This window comes from Streptomyces sp. WM6372, from assembly GCF_001279655.1.
Classification (GTDB): domain Bacteria; phylum Actinomycetota; class Actinomycetes; order Streptomycetales; family Streptomycetaceae; genus Streptomyces.
Window position 1 is genome coordinate 75,316 of the sequence record NZ_LGDB01000149.1, and the last position, 16,314, is coordinate 91,629.

8 protein-coding genes and 1 pseudogene are annotated in these 16,314 nt (G+C 66.6%); 1 reads left to right on the forward strand and 8 read right to left on the reverse strand.

The features are described from left to right. Positions 1-89: 89 nt before the first annotated feature. The 6 genes from ADK52_RS42295 to ADK52_RS39870 form a co-directional block, all read right to left on the reverse strand. Positions 90-455, reverse strand: a complete 366-nt coding sequence (locus ADK52_RS42295) for a hypothetical protein (RefSeq protein WP_159045921.1) — start codon at positions 453-455, stop codon at positions 90-92. Positions 456-640: 185 nt separating this feature from the next. Continuing rightward, positions 641-1,903: a TIGR02679 family protein gene (locus ADK52_RS12865; protein ID WP_053689908.1), complete on the reverse strand. Its 1,263-nt coding sequence runs from the start codon at positions 1,901-1,903 to the stop codon at positions 641-643. Continuing rightward, positions 1,900-6,132: a TIGR02680 family protein gene (locus ADK52_RS12870; RefSeq protein WP_053689909.1), complete on the reverse strand. Its 4,233-nt coding sequence runs from the start codon at positions 6,130-6,132 to the stop codon at positions 1,900-1,902. Before ADK52_RS12870 ends, ADK52_RS12865 begins: the two co-directional genes overlap by 4 nt. Continuing rightward, positions 6,129-7,454 (reverse strand): TIGR02678 family protein, encoded by a 1,326-nt coding sequence (locus ADK52_RS12875; RefSeq protein ID WP_053689910.1) that lies wholly within the window; start codon positions 7,452-7,454, stop codon positions 6,129-6,131. Before ADK52_RS12875 ends, ADK52_RS12870 begins: the two co-directional genes overlap by 4 nt. Continuing rightward, complete coding sequence (locus ADK52_RS12880) at positions 7,451-9,073, reverse strand: TIGR02677 family protein (RefSeq protein WP_053689911.1); 1,623 nt, start codon at positions 9,071-9,073, stop codon at positions 7,451-7,453. Before ADK52_RS12880 ends, ADK52_RS12875 begins: the two co-directional genes overlap by 4 nt. Before the next feature lie 411 nt (positions 9,074-9,484). Further along, entirely contained in the window at positions 9,485-10,735 is a 1,251-nt protein-coding gene (locus ADK52_RS39870; protein WP_078988282.1) for a serine/threonine-protein kinase, read from the reverse strand. A 317-nt stretch (positions 10,736-11,052) separates the two neighbouring features. Here ADK52_RS39870 and ADK52_RS43590 point away from each other — a divergent pair. After that, positions 11,053-11,218 (forward strand): annotated as a pseudogene (locus ADK52_RS43590) (GNAT family N-acetyltransferase); the annotation flags it as partial. A 49-nt stretch (positions 11,219-11,267) separates the two neighbouring features. On the opposite strand, the gene ADK52_RS12885 reads toward ADK52_RS43590, so the two are convergent. Further along, a complete protein-coding gene (locus ADK52_RS12885; protein ID WP_159045922.1) occupies positions 11,268-13,802 on the reverse strand; it encodes a hypothetical protein in 2,535 nt (844 codons plus the stop codon). Between the two features lie 1,436 nt (positions 13,803-15,238). Then, positions 15,239-16,314, reverse strand: a 1,076-nt coding sequence (locus tag ADK52_RS12890) for a magnesium and cobalt transport protein CorA (protein WP_053689921.1), incomplete at its 5' end; no start/stop codon positions are given.

Genomic DNA, 16,314 nt, shown 5'->3' on the forward strand with positions numbered 1-16,314 from the left:
CGCTCCCGGGGCGTTGAGTCCTGCCGACCCCGTGACGCTATTTGTTCCTGCGTCCTGATGGGGCTCGGATCCTGTCGACGTCACCGCGCTTACTCGGGCTGACCGAAGGACATGCGTACTTCTCCGTTGAACGTCGCCCCAGGCGCGTTCAGACCCTGTGAGTCACGCACGGTGTTGATGGTGCTGCCCGCAGGCCGGGCCAGGTGGGACAGCCAATCTTCCACCTCGCGTCGGAACGCTGGGTCCGCAGCGGCCTCGCGACGCAGCGCCTCACTAAGCACGGCCACAGCCTCCGGATCGTTGATGTCTCGCCCTTCCAACGCCGCGAGTGCCGGGTCGTCGCCGCGAAGTCGGTCTCGGAGACGCTGCCAAAGGCTGGTCACCACAGCCTCACTCAGGCTTCCGCTGGCACCGCCCAGCGCGGCCAGTGCCAGCTCTGTGAAGGCTAAGTCCATTGATACTCCCAGGAGTTGAACGTGTATCGAGCCAGAAGCCCATTCTAAAGCGCCAAGGTGCAGCCTCATGTGCCTCGGTGGCGTGCTGGCGCTGACCGTCGTGGTTCCGTCTCGGCAGGATCAAAATCGCGAGGAGGCATCGACGGGCATTTGCCCACTGTGCCGGCGAGGCCATCCCCTCAAGTTCATGCCAAGTCCGCCACGAGCAGGTCGAGTGTGGCTTCCTCGTGGAGGGCTATGCCGAGCGCGGCCATGGCTGGGGCGAGGCCCGGATCCCAGTCCGCGGTTGTCGGTGGGCCGGTGAGCGGGTGCTGTGGGACGTTGCGGGCTTGGGTGCTGGCGGCGAGCTGTTCGTAGTCTTCGGCGCCCATCCGCCATGGCTCGGCGCCGTAGCGGTGGACCACGCGGTTGGCCAGGGCTATGCCCGGCCAGTCGAAGTCGCCGTGGTAGGCGAAGCGGCAGCCGGTGGCCGCGAGGGCGTCGAGGAGGGTGAGGACCGCTGTCGCGGCACTCCCCGAGGTGCACACCAGAGGTTGTGAGCAGGCAGCGTCGGCTGCGGCCTCCACCACGCGTGGGTTCTCACAGATGCGGATGAGGGTGCCGGCCGACAGCGAGAGCCGCAGTGCGTGCAAGTCGCGCAGGGTGAGGTGGGTTTCCACGTGGTGGACCGCTCGTTCGTACAGGGAGCGTTCCCGCCAGCCTCCGCCGTCGGGGCGCAGGCCATAGGCGAGCACGGTGCTGGAGACCTCGTCTGGCGTGACGGATGCGAATCGCCACAAGGCGCGGCGTCCGGCCGCGTCGTCGGGGAGCTCGGTGTCGTGGGCGAGGGCTATGCCCCGTTGGACGAGGCGCGCGAGCCAGGTCCCGTCGTCCAGGCCGTGGGCCGATCCGGTTGCTTCGGCGGCGAGGTCGCCCCGCCCCCACGTGCCGGCCCGCCCGGGACCGAAGAGCAGGGTGAGGGCGTGGACCGCCTGCTGGAGGGTACGCACCGCTGTTGCGGGTGTTACACCGTTGGGTACGCCCGTGCGGCGCAGTCCGTCGTACCATCGCCAGGCCCAATCCTCGTTGGTGAGTTGGCAGCCCTCCAGGGACGAGGCGAGTGAGGACCACACCTGATCGCGCCGTGCCTGGGCCTCCGTCCGAGCGGCGCGGCGGTCGGTGAGCGGCGGTCCGAGTTCCTGGAGTACGTCCCTGAGACCGAGGCCGGCGGCCGAGGACCGCAGCCGGATATCGAGTGAGTCGAGCTGCACCGTGGCGGTGGCTCCCGTGATCGGCTTACCGAGCAGGAGCGACAGGTCGTTCCTCTCCTTTACTGCCAGTCCTGACAGCCGCACCGAGCCGGTGGCCTGAAGTCCGTTGCCCTCCAGGCGCTTGCGCGCCGATTCCCAGAGCCGAACGAGTCCCGGCCCGGCCAGCCAGTCATGTGTGGCAGCGGGGATCCGGCTCATACGGACACCAGGCGCCGGTGCCGGCCGTTCCACGTGTAGTGCAAGGTGGCGACCCCGCGGGCGTGCGGGTCGCGGAGGCACTCGTAGATGTGCAGGGAGGGCACCTCGGCCCAATTGCCCATGAGCCTCTCGCTGGTGAGCACGAAGTCGAGATCGAGGTCGACGAGGATGCGGCCGAGCCGACCATGGGTGGGTTCGTCGACCTTGGCGAAGGCGTCGTCCAGGAGGATCAGCCGGGGAGCGTGCGGTGCGGACTCTCCAAGTGTCGTGAAGTGGGCGGCGGCTGCAGCGAAGAGCACGAGGTAGGAAAGCACGCGCTGTTCGCCCTGGCTGAGTCCGGTGCGTCCGGTGAGCTTGCGCTTGCGGCCGGGGACGGCGTCCTCGACCACGAAGGTGTGGAAGCGGAACCAGTCGCGGTAGTCCAGCGCGGTGCGCAAGTGGGCGGCGTACCCAGCTGACGGATCGGTCCGGCGGGCGTCCTCGATCCGGCGTTGCAGCACCTCGCGCAGCTGCTCGCCCTGCTCACGGGTGCGGAGGCTCGAAGGACTGCGCAGTAGTTCGACGGCTGCCCGCACGTCGGCGTCGACGTCCTCGTCCAGCTTCCACTGCAGCTCCACGCCGAGCCCGTGTGAGGTCCGCACGGTCTTGAGCGTGTCGTTCAGGGCAGAGACGAGGTTGGCAGCGGTGACGACCTGCGTTGACAAGTGGTCGCCGAGTTCGCCGGTGAGGAAGCGCTGGAAGACCTCGCTCTCACGCTCGGTGAGTCGACCACGGGCTTCGGCGGCCCGGTCAGCGATGCGTTCTCCGACGACGGCGACGTAGTGCGGGCCGTGGTCATCGACCAGGCGGCAGATCTTGATCCCGGCGAGTTCCTCGAGTTGCGCGTCATACCCGCCGGCCAACTGGTCGCGCAGTGCCGTGTGCCCGTTGAGGAGTGTGCTGTCCGAAACCTCCTTCCTCGAACGGTCGAGACCGCCCCGCACAGCATCTGCTAGCTCGCGCAGGGACCGGATACGGTCACGGACGTCCGCGGCGGGGTCGTCCAACAGCAGTGCGGGCAGGGAAGACCGGTCCAGCCCGGCGCCACCGATCACCTCCGGACGACCGACCGCACCGCGGAGGGTGCTTCCGGCGGTGATGACGGCCGTCTGCTGTTCCAGCAGTAATTCGCGACTTCGCTTCTCGTCCTCCTCCGCGCGGACCCTCCGGTCGCGGAGGTCGTCGTGTCCCCGTTGGGCTCCCGGCTGCGCCTCCGTGGCGGATGCGATGCGCTGCTTGGTTTCCTCTTCGCGGGCGAGGATCTCCTCTTCGGAGGAGCCGATGGCTTCTTCGCGGGTGCGGAGGTCCTGCTGGGCCCTGCGCAGTTCACCGAGTCGGAGACCATGGCCTTCCGCTGCCTCCAGGCGGTCACGGTGCGCTCGTGCGTACCTGGTGTGATCGGCCCGGTGCCTGTCAAGCCCGTCGGCTACGCCCCGAATAGCCCGGCACATACCTCCAATGCCGCCGAGTAGAGTTGCGAGGGCGATTCGGACGTTTTCCAGGGCGTCGGCGTCGGTAGGCAGGTCGTGGGCTGTCGCGGTTGCCTCTGCTTCACTTCGAGCGGCCACGGCCCGGGTGCGTGCCTCTTCGGCCAGGCGTGCTGCCTTTGTCGCCTTGGCGGTCAAGTTCCGCAGGTCTTTCTCCCCGGAGTCGAGCTCGTGCCAGGCGAGGGTGAGGGACTGCGGCTGGGGGAAGTCGCGCTCCGCCGATGCCAGGTCCCGGCGGATGGAGTCAAGCCCGTCGAGTTGTCCGCGGTAGTCGGACAGCAGCTTCTCCGCTTCCGCCCACCGGGCTTCCAGTTCGGCGATCTTTCGGCGTCGTGTCTCGGCGCGTACGGCGGCGCCCACGTATTCAGCACCGTCCTTGGAATGGTGGCCGCGGAGGGGACCGAGGCGCCAGCTGCCGTCGTAGTACACCGAGCTGGTGGCGGCGACGTCCTGGGCCGGGGCGAGGGCGATGGCGGCCAGGAGGTGTTGGACCCGTTCGGGGGAGATACCGCTGTCCGGTTGCGCGGTGGGGCGCAACGCGGAGGCGAGAGTCGAGCCGCCCTGCGGTACGGTCCCGGGCTGGAGCAGGACGTTTCGAGTCAGGGGATCGAGGAGCGTTCCGTCCGAGGTCACCCAGGCGTCCAGAACCCCGCTCGCTTCGAGCGCTGCCTCCAGGCCCGCCCGGTTGGTGGGGGACAGGTCGTCAGCGAAGTCCACCAGCCGGTAGAAGGGCGCTCCGGTGCTTGGATCGCGCTCGGCGGTGCGGTGGTACGGGACTGGCGGTTCCGGATCGGTTCGCCGCTCCCATTCCTCCTTCTCTCTGGTCAGGAGGTCGTGTTCCTCGGCGAGCCGGGCGACGCGCAGCGCGAGGGCGTCCCGCTGTTCGGTCAGTTGCACACCGTATGGCTCCAGCACCGTCAGGGCGGTCCGCTTCGCCTGCCCGTCGATGTCGGGTGGCAGCACCCGCTCGGCGAAGGGGGCCTCCGACGAGGTCTCACATGCGACCGTCGCACGGACAGGATTCAACAGAGGGCAGTCCGGGCCGGCCACAGCCCGGACGTGCTCCAGCCAAGCCTCCACCTGACGGAGGTAGCCCCCGCTCTCCTCGGCTACCTTCTCCCGATGGCCTTCGAGGCGACCCGCAGCATCCTCGGCCTCCCCTTCAAGCCGCTCATGCTCGGCATCCGCAACAGCTGCCCGCCCCCGCATCTCAACAACCTGCGCGACCAGGCCGACGACCTCTTGGACCCTCCGGGTTCTGTGCTTCACCACAGTGCCAGCGTCCTCAAGCTGTCCTTGCCAGGACCGCAGGGCGGATTCCGCTGCCGTGGCGTCCACGGCGATCACCCGGTGGTGCCGCACGATGTGGACTTGTGCGTCAGGTCCCGTGAGTTCCGCCGTCGAAGCTCCGGCCACATCCGTGCGGGGCAGGCCGACAGTCTCGCCGAGATGCCCTGTGGGGAGTCCCGCCTTCTCGGCCTGCACCACGAGCTCGCGGTGATCCGTACCTAGTTCGCCAAGGCGTTCGCCTAGATGTGCGATGCCCTCGGCCAGGCGGTCTGCCGCCCCCTCTTCCGTGTCGTGCGCCTTGGTGAGCGCGGCGAACGACGTTCCGGCCGCTGTTTCCAAGGCGCCGACCGTGGTCCGGCGCTCGGACAACTCTTCCAAGCTGCGGTACGCGCTACTCGCACGCAGGGCGTCGAGTTCGGTCCGGGCGGCTTGTTCCTCCTCGCGCAGCGCGCTCAGACGTGCTTTAGCCTCGGCTTCCCGTCCCTTCAGGGCGCCTGTCTTCTTCGATGCGTCTCCGGCCTGCAGGCGTCGCTGCGCCAGGGCGTCCAGTTCTCCGTCCACCTTCTTCGCGGTCCTGAGCAGCACTCCGGACAAATAGTCGCGGTAGTCGCCCAGGAAGGTGCGAAGGGCCCGGTCGGTACGCTCCAGGCGGCCGAGCTCCTCTCGAACGGCGTCGAGGTCGTGGAGGTTGCGTGCCACTTTCTCCACTACGTCGTCGTCGAGTCCTGGCAACGTCTCGCTCAGCAGGGAGGCGAGCCCGCCGGACTCGATCCGGTCCCCGACGGTGGGACGTCGCAGCCGGTGGAGGAGCTGTGTGAGATTGCGGTATCGCGTTGCGTCGGTGATGCCGAAGAGTTCACGGGCGACTCGCGAGCGGTGCTGGACGGAACGGTCCGTGACGTTCTCCGCGCCGACGGCCTCCTTGAGGCGATCGACTGGCAGGGGCCTGCCTGCCTCGACCAGGCGGAAGTCCTCGCCGACTCGCAGCGGGGTGACGAAGAAGACCGGCACGGCCTTCTTCGTCGACTTCGATGCCCGGATGGCCGCCCCAAGGGTGAGGTAGCGGTCACCACCGTTGTCCGTTGTCATGTGGAACTCGACCCACAAGTATCCGAGGCGGTTCGTCTGCTCGAAGCCGTCCAGCATCAGCCAGACGAGGCTCGTGCGACCCGTACCCGTGGCGTCCAGCGCGCGGGAGTCGCCGTCCAGTAGGTAGGGGAGCAGCATCTCCAAGGCCTTGGACTTGCCTGCCCCGTTCTTGCCGCGCAGCAGCAGTCGTCCGTCGCCGAAGTCGAATTCCTGTTCGTCGTACTGCCAGACGTTGAGGATGCCTGCGCGGTGGAGGCGGAAGCGCGTGCCAGCCGAAGTGACGGATCGCTGAAGGGGGATGGGGCCGTTCGCGCCCGGGGTCATAGCGGCATCTCCTGCTGTATGTCGATGCCGGGTGTCGCTCCGGCGGGCCGGCGTTCGGTGACATGGGTGGCGTAGCGCGCGGCCGCGGCGAGGAGTATCCAGTCGGTGCCGGCGGCGCGGGCGCCCAGCACGTCGGTCACGGATCGGCCCTCCGGGACCGTGTCGCTGTATCCCTCGGGTATCCCCTGGCCTGTGGAACGGAGAGGGCCGACGGGAGCCACCATCCGCATCCGGCTCAGCAGGTCCAGAACCGCCTTCCGCAACGAGGAGGGATCCTCCAGGTAGTCGCGCTGCCAGTTGCCGCGCTGCCCGTACTCGGTGATGAGCTCGGCGAGCAGCTCATCCACCAGGTCGTCTGGAAGGGTGACCCCGATGACGAGCCGCCCTCCCGTTGCCGGGTGTCCTGGCTCGGCAGGCCGCAGCCGTTCCACGAGGCGCTCCACCAGGAGGAGCGAAGCTTGGGCGACGGTTCCGGTGCCGGGCAGGTGCAAGTCCGTCAGCTCCTCCTCAGGGTCCACCAGCGCCACGCCCTCGCCGCGAATCTCGGCCTCGAGTCCCAGAAGCTCGGAGAACGCCTGGGCCTCGCGGCGTTGCCTGGTCCGCAGCCAGTCCCTCTCAGTATCTGTTAGTTCATCCAAGTACACGACGGGCGTTTCCACGAGCATCCGGCGCACGTAGGTGCGGGGACCGCCGAACCCGGGGTCGGCAGCCCGCCTCACCAGGTCCGCCCCGTCCAGGCTCTGCGTGAGGGGGCCGGAAATGATGATCCGGGCGATCTCCCGGTCCACCGTGATCAGGGCTTCGGCACCTTCCTCCTGAACGAGCGAGCCCACACTGCCTTCCGTCTCCGTCAAGACACCCCAGTCGATCAACTGGCGAAGGGCGGCGACCAGAGTCCGCTTCTCCACGGCCCGGCCCGTTTCCTCCAGCTTCACGCCTGCGTCGGCCGCTGCGGCCCTGATGTCAGCGACCAGCTGGGAAAGCAGCATCTGTTCCGGGGCGGTCACCAGCACGGAAAGCGCGAGCGCGAGACAGGAGTAAGTACGCGGGGTGAAGGCGGTACCGGTGGATCGCTCCAGCCGGTGCCCTGCGCCGGCGCCCAATCCGGCCTTGAACAGCCGGGCGTAGGAGGTGTCGACCAGGAGCCGGTAACCGAGTACCTGCTGGAACCGCTTGCCCAGCCAGTCGGCGTGCCGTCGTATCAGGGGGAACAAGTCTGCGTACGGGCCGACCGACGTCACCAAAGGGTGGGCAAGTAGCAGCCGCCCAGCGGCACGGCGTTCGGTGGCCAGGGCCACGTCGTGTGCCGAAGGAAGCGTCACGACACACTCATTTCGACCTCACGTCCGGCCGTGCCGGCCGCACGTCCGATCTCCAGCTCCAGGTCGTCCAGCACGAGGTCGCCGTCGGCGGAGTGCAGCACCGTCTTCGCACCGGAGGAACGACGTACGGTGAGTCGGATGCCGAGCTCGGCATCCTCGCTCTGTGCGGACTCCAGGCCGAACTCCTGTGCCTCGTCCAGGTCTCCAACTCCAGTGCGCCGCAGCCGAGCGTTCCCCAGTGCTGTCGCCAGCAGTTCCAGTAGCAGTCCGAGGGCCGCAGAGGTGAGGCGTACGTCTGCGAAGCGACCCGCAGCGCTACGCAGTTCGTCTGCGGCCGCCCTTCTGGCCTCGGCCTGTGCACGGGCGGCCTCCTGAAGGTGCCGCTTCTGCGCCGAGTGGTTCTCCATGGCCGACGCCCGGCCTCGCTGCGCCCGACTGCCCCGCTCGCGTAGAGCCACCGGCACCTCGACCACCGGGCCGTTCCACCAACTGGTGTACGCGGGAACTGCCTCGTCAGAGGCTGGCGGGACACCCAGGTGGCGGGCGCCGTAGAGGCCGAAGGCAGCGACCGCGATGTCGTGCGCTTCCTCCGGAGCTGCCACGTTGAACCATCGGGCGAGCCGAAGGAGGTCCTTGCGCCTCGACATCTCCCCCGAGGCCGAGCGCAGCATCCGCTTTGCGTTGGTCAGCAAGGACTGCAGCGCGCGCATGGTGGCATCACGCAGCTGATCGACCTGGCTTCCCTGCCCGTCGACGTCGGTGAACCAGCCGCGCAGCCCCTCCCAGTCGGCCTTCTCCCGGCCCCGGCTGCGCTGCACCCGGACCTCGGGCTGGCCGCCGGCCCCCGGAACCCCTGACAAACCGCGGGCGTGGGTGTCGAGGCGCTCCAGGAGGCCAGGGAGGTGCGGCCACAGAAGGTCGAGGACCGATGCGATTCGAGGAGCGCGGAAGGCCACGTCCTCCCTGATCGCCTCGACGTAGTCAAGCAGCAGTTCCTTGAAGCCCTGGTACTCAGCGCTGTCCAGGTCGTAGCGCGCCAGTACCTGACCGAGGTAGGCGTAGAAGTCCCGCACGGAGTCAGCAAACTCGGTGAACTGAACGAACAGCGTGCTGACCCGTTCCAGAGCGTCCTGCGGCTCTATCCCTCCCGGCCTTTGGACCAGCTCGTTCAGTTCGCGCAGTCCGCGCTCGACCAGCGCCAGCAGCTCGCTGCTCACCTCGCGGGCCGCGTCTGCCCCGGTCAGGACCTCGTCGGCGTCCCGCTGGATCCGCTCGCCCAGCTTCGACAACTGGTAGCGGGACCGGGATCGCTGGTACTCGGTGATGCTCGACGCCTTCACCGAGTGACTGCTCCGTAGCAAGGCGCCCCAGTGCACCAGCCGCTCTAGCCGGGCGGTAAGCGTCTCGGCGTCTAACGGGACTGCTGGCCCGCCGGACCCTGCCAGTTTCGCCAGTACGTCCGGCACCGCGAGGTCGGCGAGAAGGGTGCCGCAGAAGACCCGCATGACGGCGATGTACTCCAGCCGCTCCGGCGCACTGAGGTACGCGTATGCGTTCAGCCGCTGCCACGTATCGTCGCGGCCGGTCTCTGGTGATGAATCCTGCGCTTGCTCCCCCATGACATCGAGATTACGCAGTGATACCGCCCATTTGCGGGGGGGGGGGGTTCGGAGATGTTCTGCAAGGGAACGCCGCACCGAGTCTGGGCAATGACTCCGAGCGCTCCGGTCGGTATCAGCGACGCATGTGCCATGGGCTCGCGTTGGGCGCCCGCACGGGTGTCCTTCAGCATCCAGGTGCAGGTCGGGTGTCTTGCACCGTCACGGTGCCGCAGGCGTCGGTGGCTGCACCCAGGGCAGCAGACGACCCAACAGTAGGGCCTCGTCTGGGTTGTGCGGTACTACCTCGCCCTGGCACTGCTGAACCAGCAGGCCAACCGCGACTGAGTCATGTCCGAAGCCATCTTTCCGCAACACCCTTTAGAGGTTTCGGCCGAGGAAGACGTGCTTCGCAGGTCTAGGCGATGGCAGTTACAAGACGCGCATCGGTGCGTAGCGTAGGAGGAGCCTCTTCTCGCCGCGTTCGTCGAAGTTGACGACCGCTTGGATCTCCGCTCCAGATCCACGCAGGCCGACTACCGTTCCGCTGCCAAAGACTTGGTGTTCAATGCGGTCACCGACGTCCAGGATGCTCAAGAATCCCCACTCTGGCGGTGAGGGAGCCTCGCCCAAGAGCTGAGGTTCTCGGGTACCGGGCTGTTCACCCGTCCCTGGTGGTTGGAAAGAAGGACCGAGGGACCACCAGTTGACTGGGGAGAGGTTGTCGCTGCTCGTGGGTCCGGCATCCTCCGGCCCGCTGCCGACTGCCTTGCCGTCAGCGCGTGAAGCTCGCGTCGAAGTGCGGGTGTCTTGCTGCCAGATGGGCAGATCCGCAGCGCCTTCGACATGCCCAAGCCCGGTCGGTGGCTGTACTTCGGTCGGCGCTGGCGTGACCAGAAGTTCGAGGAGCTGCTGTGCTGTAGGGCGCCCTGCGGGGCGTTTATCCAGGCAGCGTGTCAGGAGTCGACCCAGAGCCACTGACGTTCCGGTCAAGTCGGGCTCTTCGTGAACAACTCGGTACAATAGGGCGTGGGTCGAGCCGTCGAGGCCAAAGGGTCCGTGACCGGTTGCTGCATAGGTCAGGACTGCCCCCAAGGAAAAGATGTCGCTCTTGGTATCTACCTTGGTGCCTACGGCCTGCTCGGGTGACATGAACGCGGGGGTGCCGATCACGCTGCCTGTGGTGGTGAGCGCAGTGCCGCCATCAAGCGCCTTAGCAATGCCGAAGTCGATGACTCGTGGCCCCCCGTCGGTCATCAGAATGTTGGACGGTTTCAGGTCCCGGTGCACGAGACCGGCGCGGTGAATGTCCACAAGTGCTTCTGCAAGCCCTGCTCCCAGCCTACGGACCTGCGGATCCGCTAATGGTCCGTTCCTTCCCATCAGAGTCCCCAGGTCAGGTGCGTCGATGTACTCGCTGGCCACCCAGGGCATCTCGGTGTCCGGATCGGCATTGACTACCGCTGCTGTCCAGAACCCGCCCACTCGCTGGGCCGCCTCCACCTCACGCCGGAAACGTTGGCGGAATCCGGGTGCTTCTGTGAGTTCGGAACGTACGACCTTCACCGCCACAGACCGACCGCTGGGTGACCGTCCGAGATAGACGTGCCCCATACCGCCCGCGCCTAGCCGGGCGACCAACTTGTAAGGCCCGACGCTAGTAGGGTCACCTCCAAGGAGCATGTCCACCGTTTCCCCCGAACTCTCAGCCGTACAAGGGCGCTTCGGCAGCAGTATCTGCGATTCGCACCTGACGCACCACCTGGACCGAGACCTGCCGTACGTGCTGACCGACCTGCGGCGATCCGCCTTTCCGACCCTTTCGCCGTGCTGCCCGTCTGTACGGCCGCCGATCCTCCCCAGCCGTTCCCCAACGGGGTTCCATTCTCCCCAGATTCTCCCCAGCCCGGCCTGGATTCGAGGGTGGATCGCCACCTCGTAGGAGCGCGATTTAGGTGTCGGGACGGGCTACGCAATGCAGTGGATGGGCCTCCTCCGCACTGACCCCGAACGCTATTGGCAACTACCCGGCCCTGGAGCAAGCTCACGTTCGTGATCTGACGTCCGCCGATCTCCCGGCCTGTACGTGGGTCGGGCTCGGCCACCAATCTGGTGCAGGTGGCACGGGAGCTGGAACGCGCGGCTGCCGGCGAGGTGGACTACCTGATCCGGGCCGCGGCGGACTGGATCTCTGACTCAGGCCCCTTGGGGCGTCTTACAAGTTGCCCGTGGACCTTCTGATCACTGCGCTGCCAAACCGTCGAATGCGTATGGCCAGGGCCTGCGGTTTGGTCAAGCCGCCGCCAGCCACCAGCCAGCGCCAGGGCTCCCGCACTCCGTTCAGGTTGGTCAAGCCGTCCTCCGCCGCCTTGGCCTTCACGGCACGGACCAGTCCACCGACATCGCGCCGGGCTGCCTCGCGAAGGGCGTCTGGAGAGTTCACTCCGGCGGCGATAAAGAGGTGGAGCATTCCTGGAGTATCGAGATCCGGGTGGAGCTGTGCCAGCAGCGCTTGGTCGCGGATCTGGTCGACGAGAATTGGAGAAACCTCCAGGTAGGCCGCCAAATTAGACCGCTGCGTCTCGGTATTAGTCCGGCGGACGAGTTCGTACGAGGTGGTGAGGCCGGCGGAGTGCAGCGATGCCCGGCATGTGGCGAACACTGGCAGCTCCAAGAGGGAGGTTGGGGGAACGGTTCCGACGAGTTGACGGAAACGACGGTCGCCTTGCAGCGGCTGGAAGCTGCGCTCTGTCCTGGCGGTTTGGCTGTCTGCTTCTGTGACGAGGGCGAACCTCAGGTCTTCTATGGCCTCATCCACTCGTTGTCCCTCATGCCGCGTCTCCAGCAGGAAACAGTCGAGACAAGCGTTGTCGTAAGCGAGCGCGGGGGCTGGGAACACCTCGCCGTGAGGATGGAACCAGTGCGCACTCTCCGGCATGGGTCCGGGTGCCAGTACGGAGATACAGTGCTGCAGGTTGTCGACAAACGGACGGATACGCTCGATGAGATCGCTCAGCTGATCCTTGTCTTCGTCGCTCGGCTTGATTGCCTTTATGAGCGCCTGAGTTGAGTCTTGTGCCTTGGACAGCGCTGCAGTGTCCTGGTACTGCGTCTGCACGTATTCGCTCACCCAGAGGACGGCGCTGCGATACAGGGCCCGGACATGCAGGGGTTTCCATCCCGTCAAATTCTTGACGTCCTCCGCCGTATCGGTGATCTGTCGGTCGGTCATCTCTGCGAGGTGTCTGTAATCCCTGTCCTCTTCGGAGGTGTCGCAGACCTCCCGCAGGTAATCGAAGCGTGCCAGCGCATACCCTGGATCCTCATTCACAGCTCGGGCCAGCAATGCACGTCGGCCTTCGTGGATGAGTGATGCGCTGGTGGCGATCACCTGCAGGGTGACGCTCTTCCAATTGCGTGCCCCGCACAGTTCCTGCTTGAGGTCCGGGTGGACCTGGCTGAGGTGCAGAAGGATGAAGGCGGCGGCGCCGGTGAGCAGCTGCGCCCGCGCCAAATCCTTCGCCATAGTGTTCTGGAGTTCTTCCGAGCCGACCGGGATCGGGGGGAGGCCGAGGTCCAGTCGGCTGAAGATGATGCTCTTGGCGTGGCGGCCGTTGCGGGACAGAGAGATCGACACTCTGTTGTCATCCACGATCGTAGCCCGGGCGCGCCAGGTGAGGTCGGGTCTGAGGGTGAAGAAGACCCGGGACAGCGAGCTTGCGGTCGCGCCGGCCGGGAGCGCGCTCAGATGCTCGCTGGTGAGTCTGCTCAGTGGTGAGGGGGCCAGGGGGCTAGCGGCGTGAAGGCTGTTTGGCGACTCTGTGCCCAAGGTCTGCATTCTGGCCAGCAGGTAGTCGGTCGAGGCTGCGTGCACAGTACCGTCGGGGAGCTGTGCCTCGACCTGCAGGCGCAGATTCTGTCCCAACGCCGCTGCGGTCATCAGCACGCCGAAGAGTCCAAGCGTGACGTAGAGCACCCCGAGGCGCGCCTCGAGAGCCGTGAGGGCGGTGAAGGACAGGGCGATGGCCACCATGACGATTGCGCCGAGGGAGCACAGCAGGTGACTCCAGACCCGCCAGATATCTCTGTGGCGGCCCCACATGATCAAGACCAGGACTACCAGGCCGACCAGGACTGGGCCGGCCATCCAGCAGAGGATCCGCATCGTGGAGTCGAAGGGCTTGAACATGGCGTATAGGGGGAGCATCACCGAGGTGGCCGTGATCAGGGCCAGGCCGACGAATGAGGCCAAGTGTCTTTCGCCCTTTGACCACACGACGGCTCGGACCCCGACGACCCATCCGGACAGGATCCCGCTGGCGGACAACAGGACAGTGAGTCCGATGGCGATGAAGAGCACCAGCTTGCCGATGGGGATGAGCCAGTCGCTGTAGAAGCGGTCCCAGTTGGACGATGCGGTCGGTATCGCTTGGTGGTCTTGTTCCACCGCCTTGACGAGTCCCGTCGCAGCTGCTGCATTTTCCGCGTCTATGATGAGCGCCTCGTTGAACCTGGTTTTCGCTTCCGACGTCTTTCCCTCACGGATCTTCTGCTGCCCATCAGTCACCAGATTCGCGGCATTCTGGCGTGCTGTGGCGACGTCTCGCAGGCCGTGGAGCGCGCAGTCCGTCGTGTCTGCCGTTGCCGGTACCGTGATGTACGTAGCTTGGGCGAGGTTCAGGTAGCCGGCATCCAGATACCTCTTCGCGGTCTTGCATATCGGGTTGTCGGCGGTATCTGGCGTAGACATTGCGGATGCCGATCTCGCAGCGGCCGACGACAGGCCGTCGGTAGGTGGAGGGCTTGATTCACTAGTCCGTCCACACGCGATGGCTGCCGTGGCGGTCAGAGAGACAACCGCGGCTGTCAGTGCTACCCGTTTCGGCATATCAGGTACCTCGGGTACCTCGAAGGGGTGTGGCCCACTCCTGTTGACCGTAGGCTGCGCCAATGGATGGCGCACCTTGGCAATGGCCGCCATGGGACCTGGAGCAAGAAGGCGCCGAGTCGGGTCCTGGGGCTTCCTCTCGGAGTGGATAGCGGAAGCCAGGGCCCGGTGACAGGTGCACGGCCATCAGAGGTTCGCTCGGCTGGTACCTGCCCCGGTAAGCGTGGGGTACGTCGACGTCGGAGGCCGTAGACCAGTGGGCCAGGCTGCGGGGTGTCTCTCGTCCCTGCGGCTCAGGCGAGCGGGTGGGTTTACGGGGCGATGGGACGACGCGCGAACTGAAGAGTCTGGCTGGTTGGTTGCGGGCCCGGCTTTGTGGAGGTGAATGCGCGAATCTAAGGGCTGTCCCGTAATCCCCGGTGGATCAGCGCGCGGCGTCAGATGCGGTGCATCGCAAGGCGGAGGAGCGTCCTCATACTGGGCGTATCCGGGCGTTCCGACAACGCGGCGAGGTGCCGCAGCTGTCGTCGCGCGCCCGCCGGGGATTACGGGACAGCCCTTAGGCAATGAAGAAGGCCGAGGTCGCTGACCTGGGCCTTCTCTCAAGATCGGATGACGGTAATCGAACCCGCGTTGTAAAATTGGGAATCTGCGGCGTGCAAGGTGTCTGACCTGCCAAAAAAGTTTCTCGAGACCCTTCGTGAGGGTACTCGTATTGACCGTTACTTACCGCTCCAAAGGTCGCGGATGGGGCACGCCCTCGCTACCGGCAAGGACTCGTGGGGATATTCGCTTTGAAGTGGGTATCGCAGGGGTGCAGTGGCCGTGGTGCTGAACTGATTCGCACCGGCAAGTGGGCGGGCCGCCGTTGTGCCAATACGCCAGGCCAGTCGCCGATAGTTGGCCAGCGACCACCACGCGGAGCGCGCCAGGTCTGTTCTACCGCGTCGTGGGGTGCAGGTGGGGTCCGATCTCGGGTGAAGCCGGTGCTCAGGCCCCTCATCAGCGGTCCGTCGATGCCTCCGGGCCCGGTGACACCACCTCCCGGATCATGAACCGCAACAAGGGGGGAAGTGATGCCGGGCCCGAAGGCCGGAGGCCCCATGGCGGAGCCACGAAAAAGGTAACGGCACGTGATGATGAAGGCAGTCGAGGGCGGGAGAGGGAGTAACCCCAAGGCGCTGGGGGTGCCCTGCAAGGTCGGGCTGCGCATTCTCCCTAGATTCTACCCGGACGGCCTGACGGGCGACTAACTAGTGTTCCCAACGGCTAAGCGGATCAACAGCTTGATGCGCTGGCTAGAGCCAGTCGCGCTTCTTGAAGATGACGTACAGGCTCACGCAGACCACTGCCATCAAGAGGATTGCGAAGGGGTAGCCACCTGCCCACTTGAGCTCGGGCATGTCCTCGAAGTTCATGCCGTAGATAGTTCCGACGAGTGTGGGTGCAAACAAGATGGCGGCCCAGGAGGAGATCTTCTTGATCTCCTCGTTCTGTTCGAAGCCGGCTTCGGCCAGGGCTCGCATTTCGGCGTTCTGTTGTTGGGAGACCAGGGTGGCGTTGACCGTCAGGATTTCGGTCAGGGCCTGGCGGAAGCCGTCCACGCGTTCGCTGGTGTGGGTGACGTGGTCGGCCACGTCGCGGAGGTAGCGCTGGAGCTCCTCGTCCGTGCCGTACTTCGCAAAGCCCGCCATCAGGGCGTGGAGCATGCCGACCAGGGGGCGGGTGGCGCGTTGGAACTCGACCATCTCGCGGGAGAGTTCGTAGATGCGGCGGGAGACCTCCGGGTCGCCGCGGAAGACCTCCGTCTCGATCTCGTCCATGTCGTTCTGGACGCCCGCGACGACCGGGGCGTAGCCGTCGACCACCGCGTCGAGGATCGCGTACAGGGCGGCCTCGGGGCCGAGGGACAGGAGTTCCGGGGTCGCCTCCATGCGGCGGCGGACCGCGGAGAGGTCGGGGGCGGCGCCGTGGCGGACCGTGATCAGGAAGTCCGGGCCGACGAAGACGTGCAGCTCGCCGAACTCGACCTCCTCCGGGGCGTCGAGGTAGCGGGCCGCGCGCAGGACGACGAAGAGGGTGTCGCCGTAGCGCTCCAGCTTGGGGCGCTGGTGGGCCTCCAGGGCGTCCTCGACGGCGAGCTCGTGGAGGTTGAACTCGGCGGCGAGGGAGTGGAGCTCCGGTTCGGTCGGGCGGTGGAGGCCGATCCAGGCCATGCCGTCCGGCTGGTCGCGCAGTCGGCGGAAGGTCTCCGCGAGGGTCGCGGGGGAGGCGATGCGCCGGCCGTCGCGGTACACGGCGGAGTCGATCACGCTGCGGTGGTCCGGGGGAGTCGCCGGAGCCGGCGCGGTCGGCTGCGGGCCGGCCGGCGGGG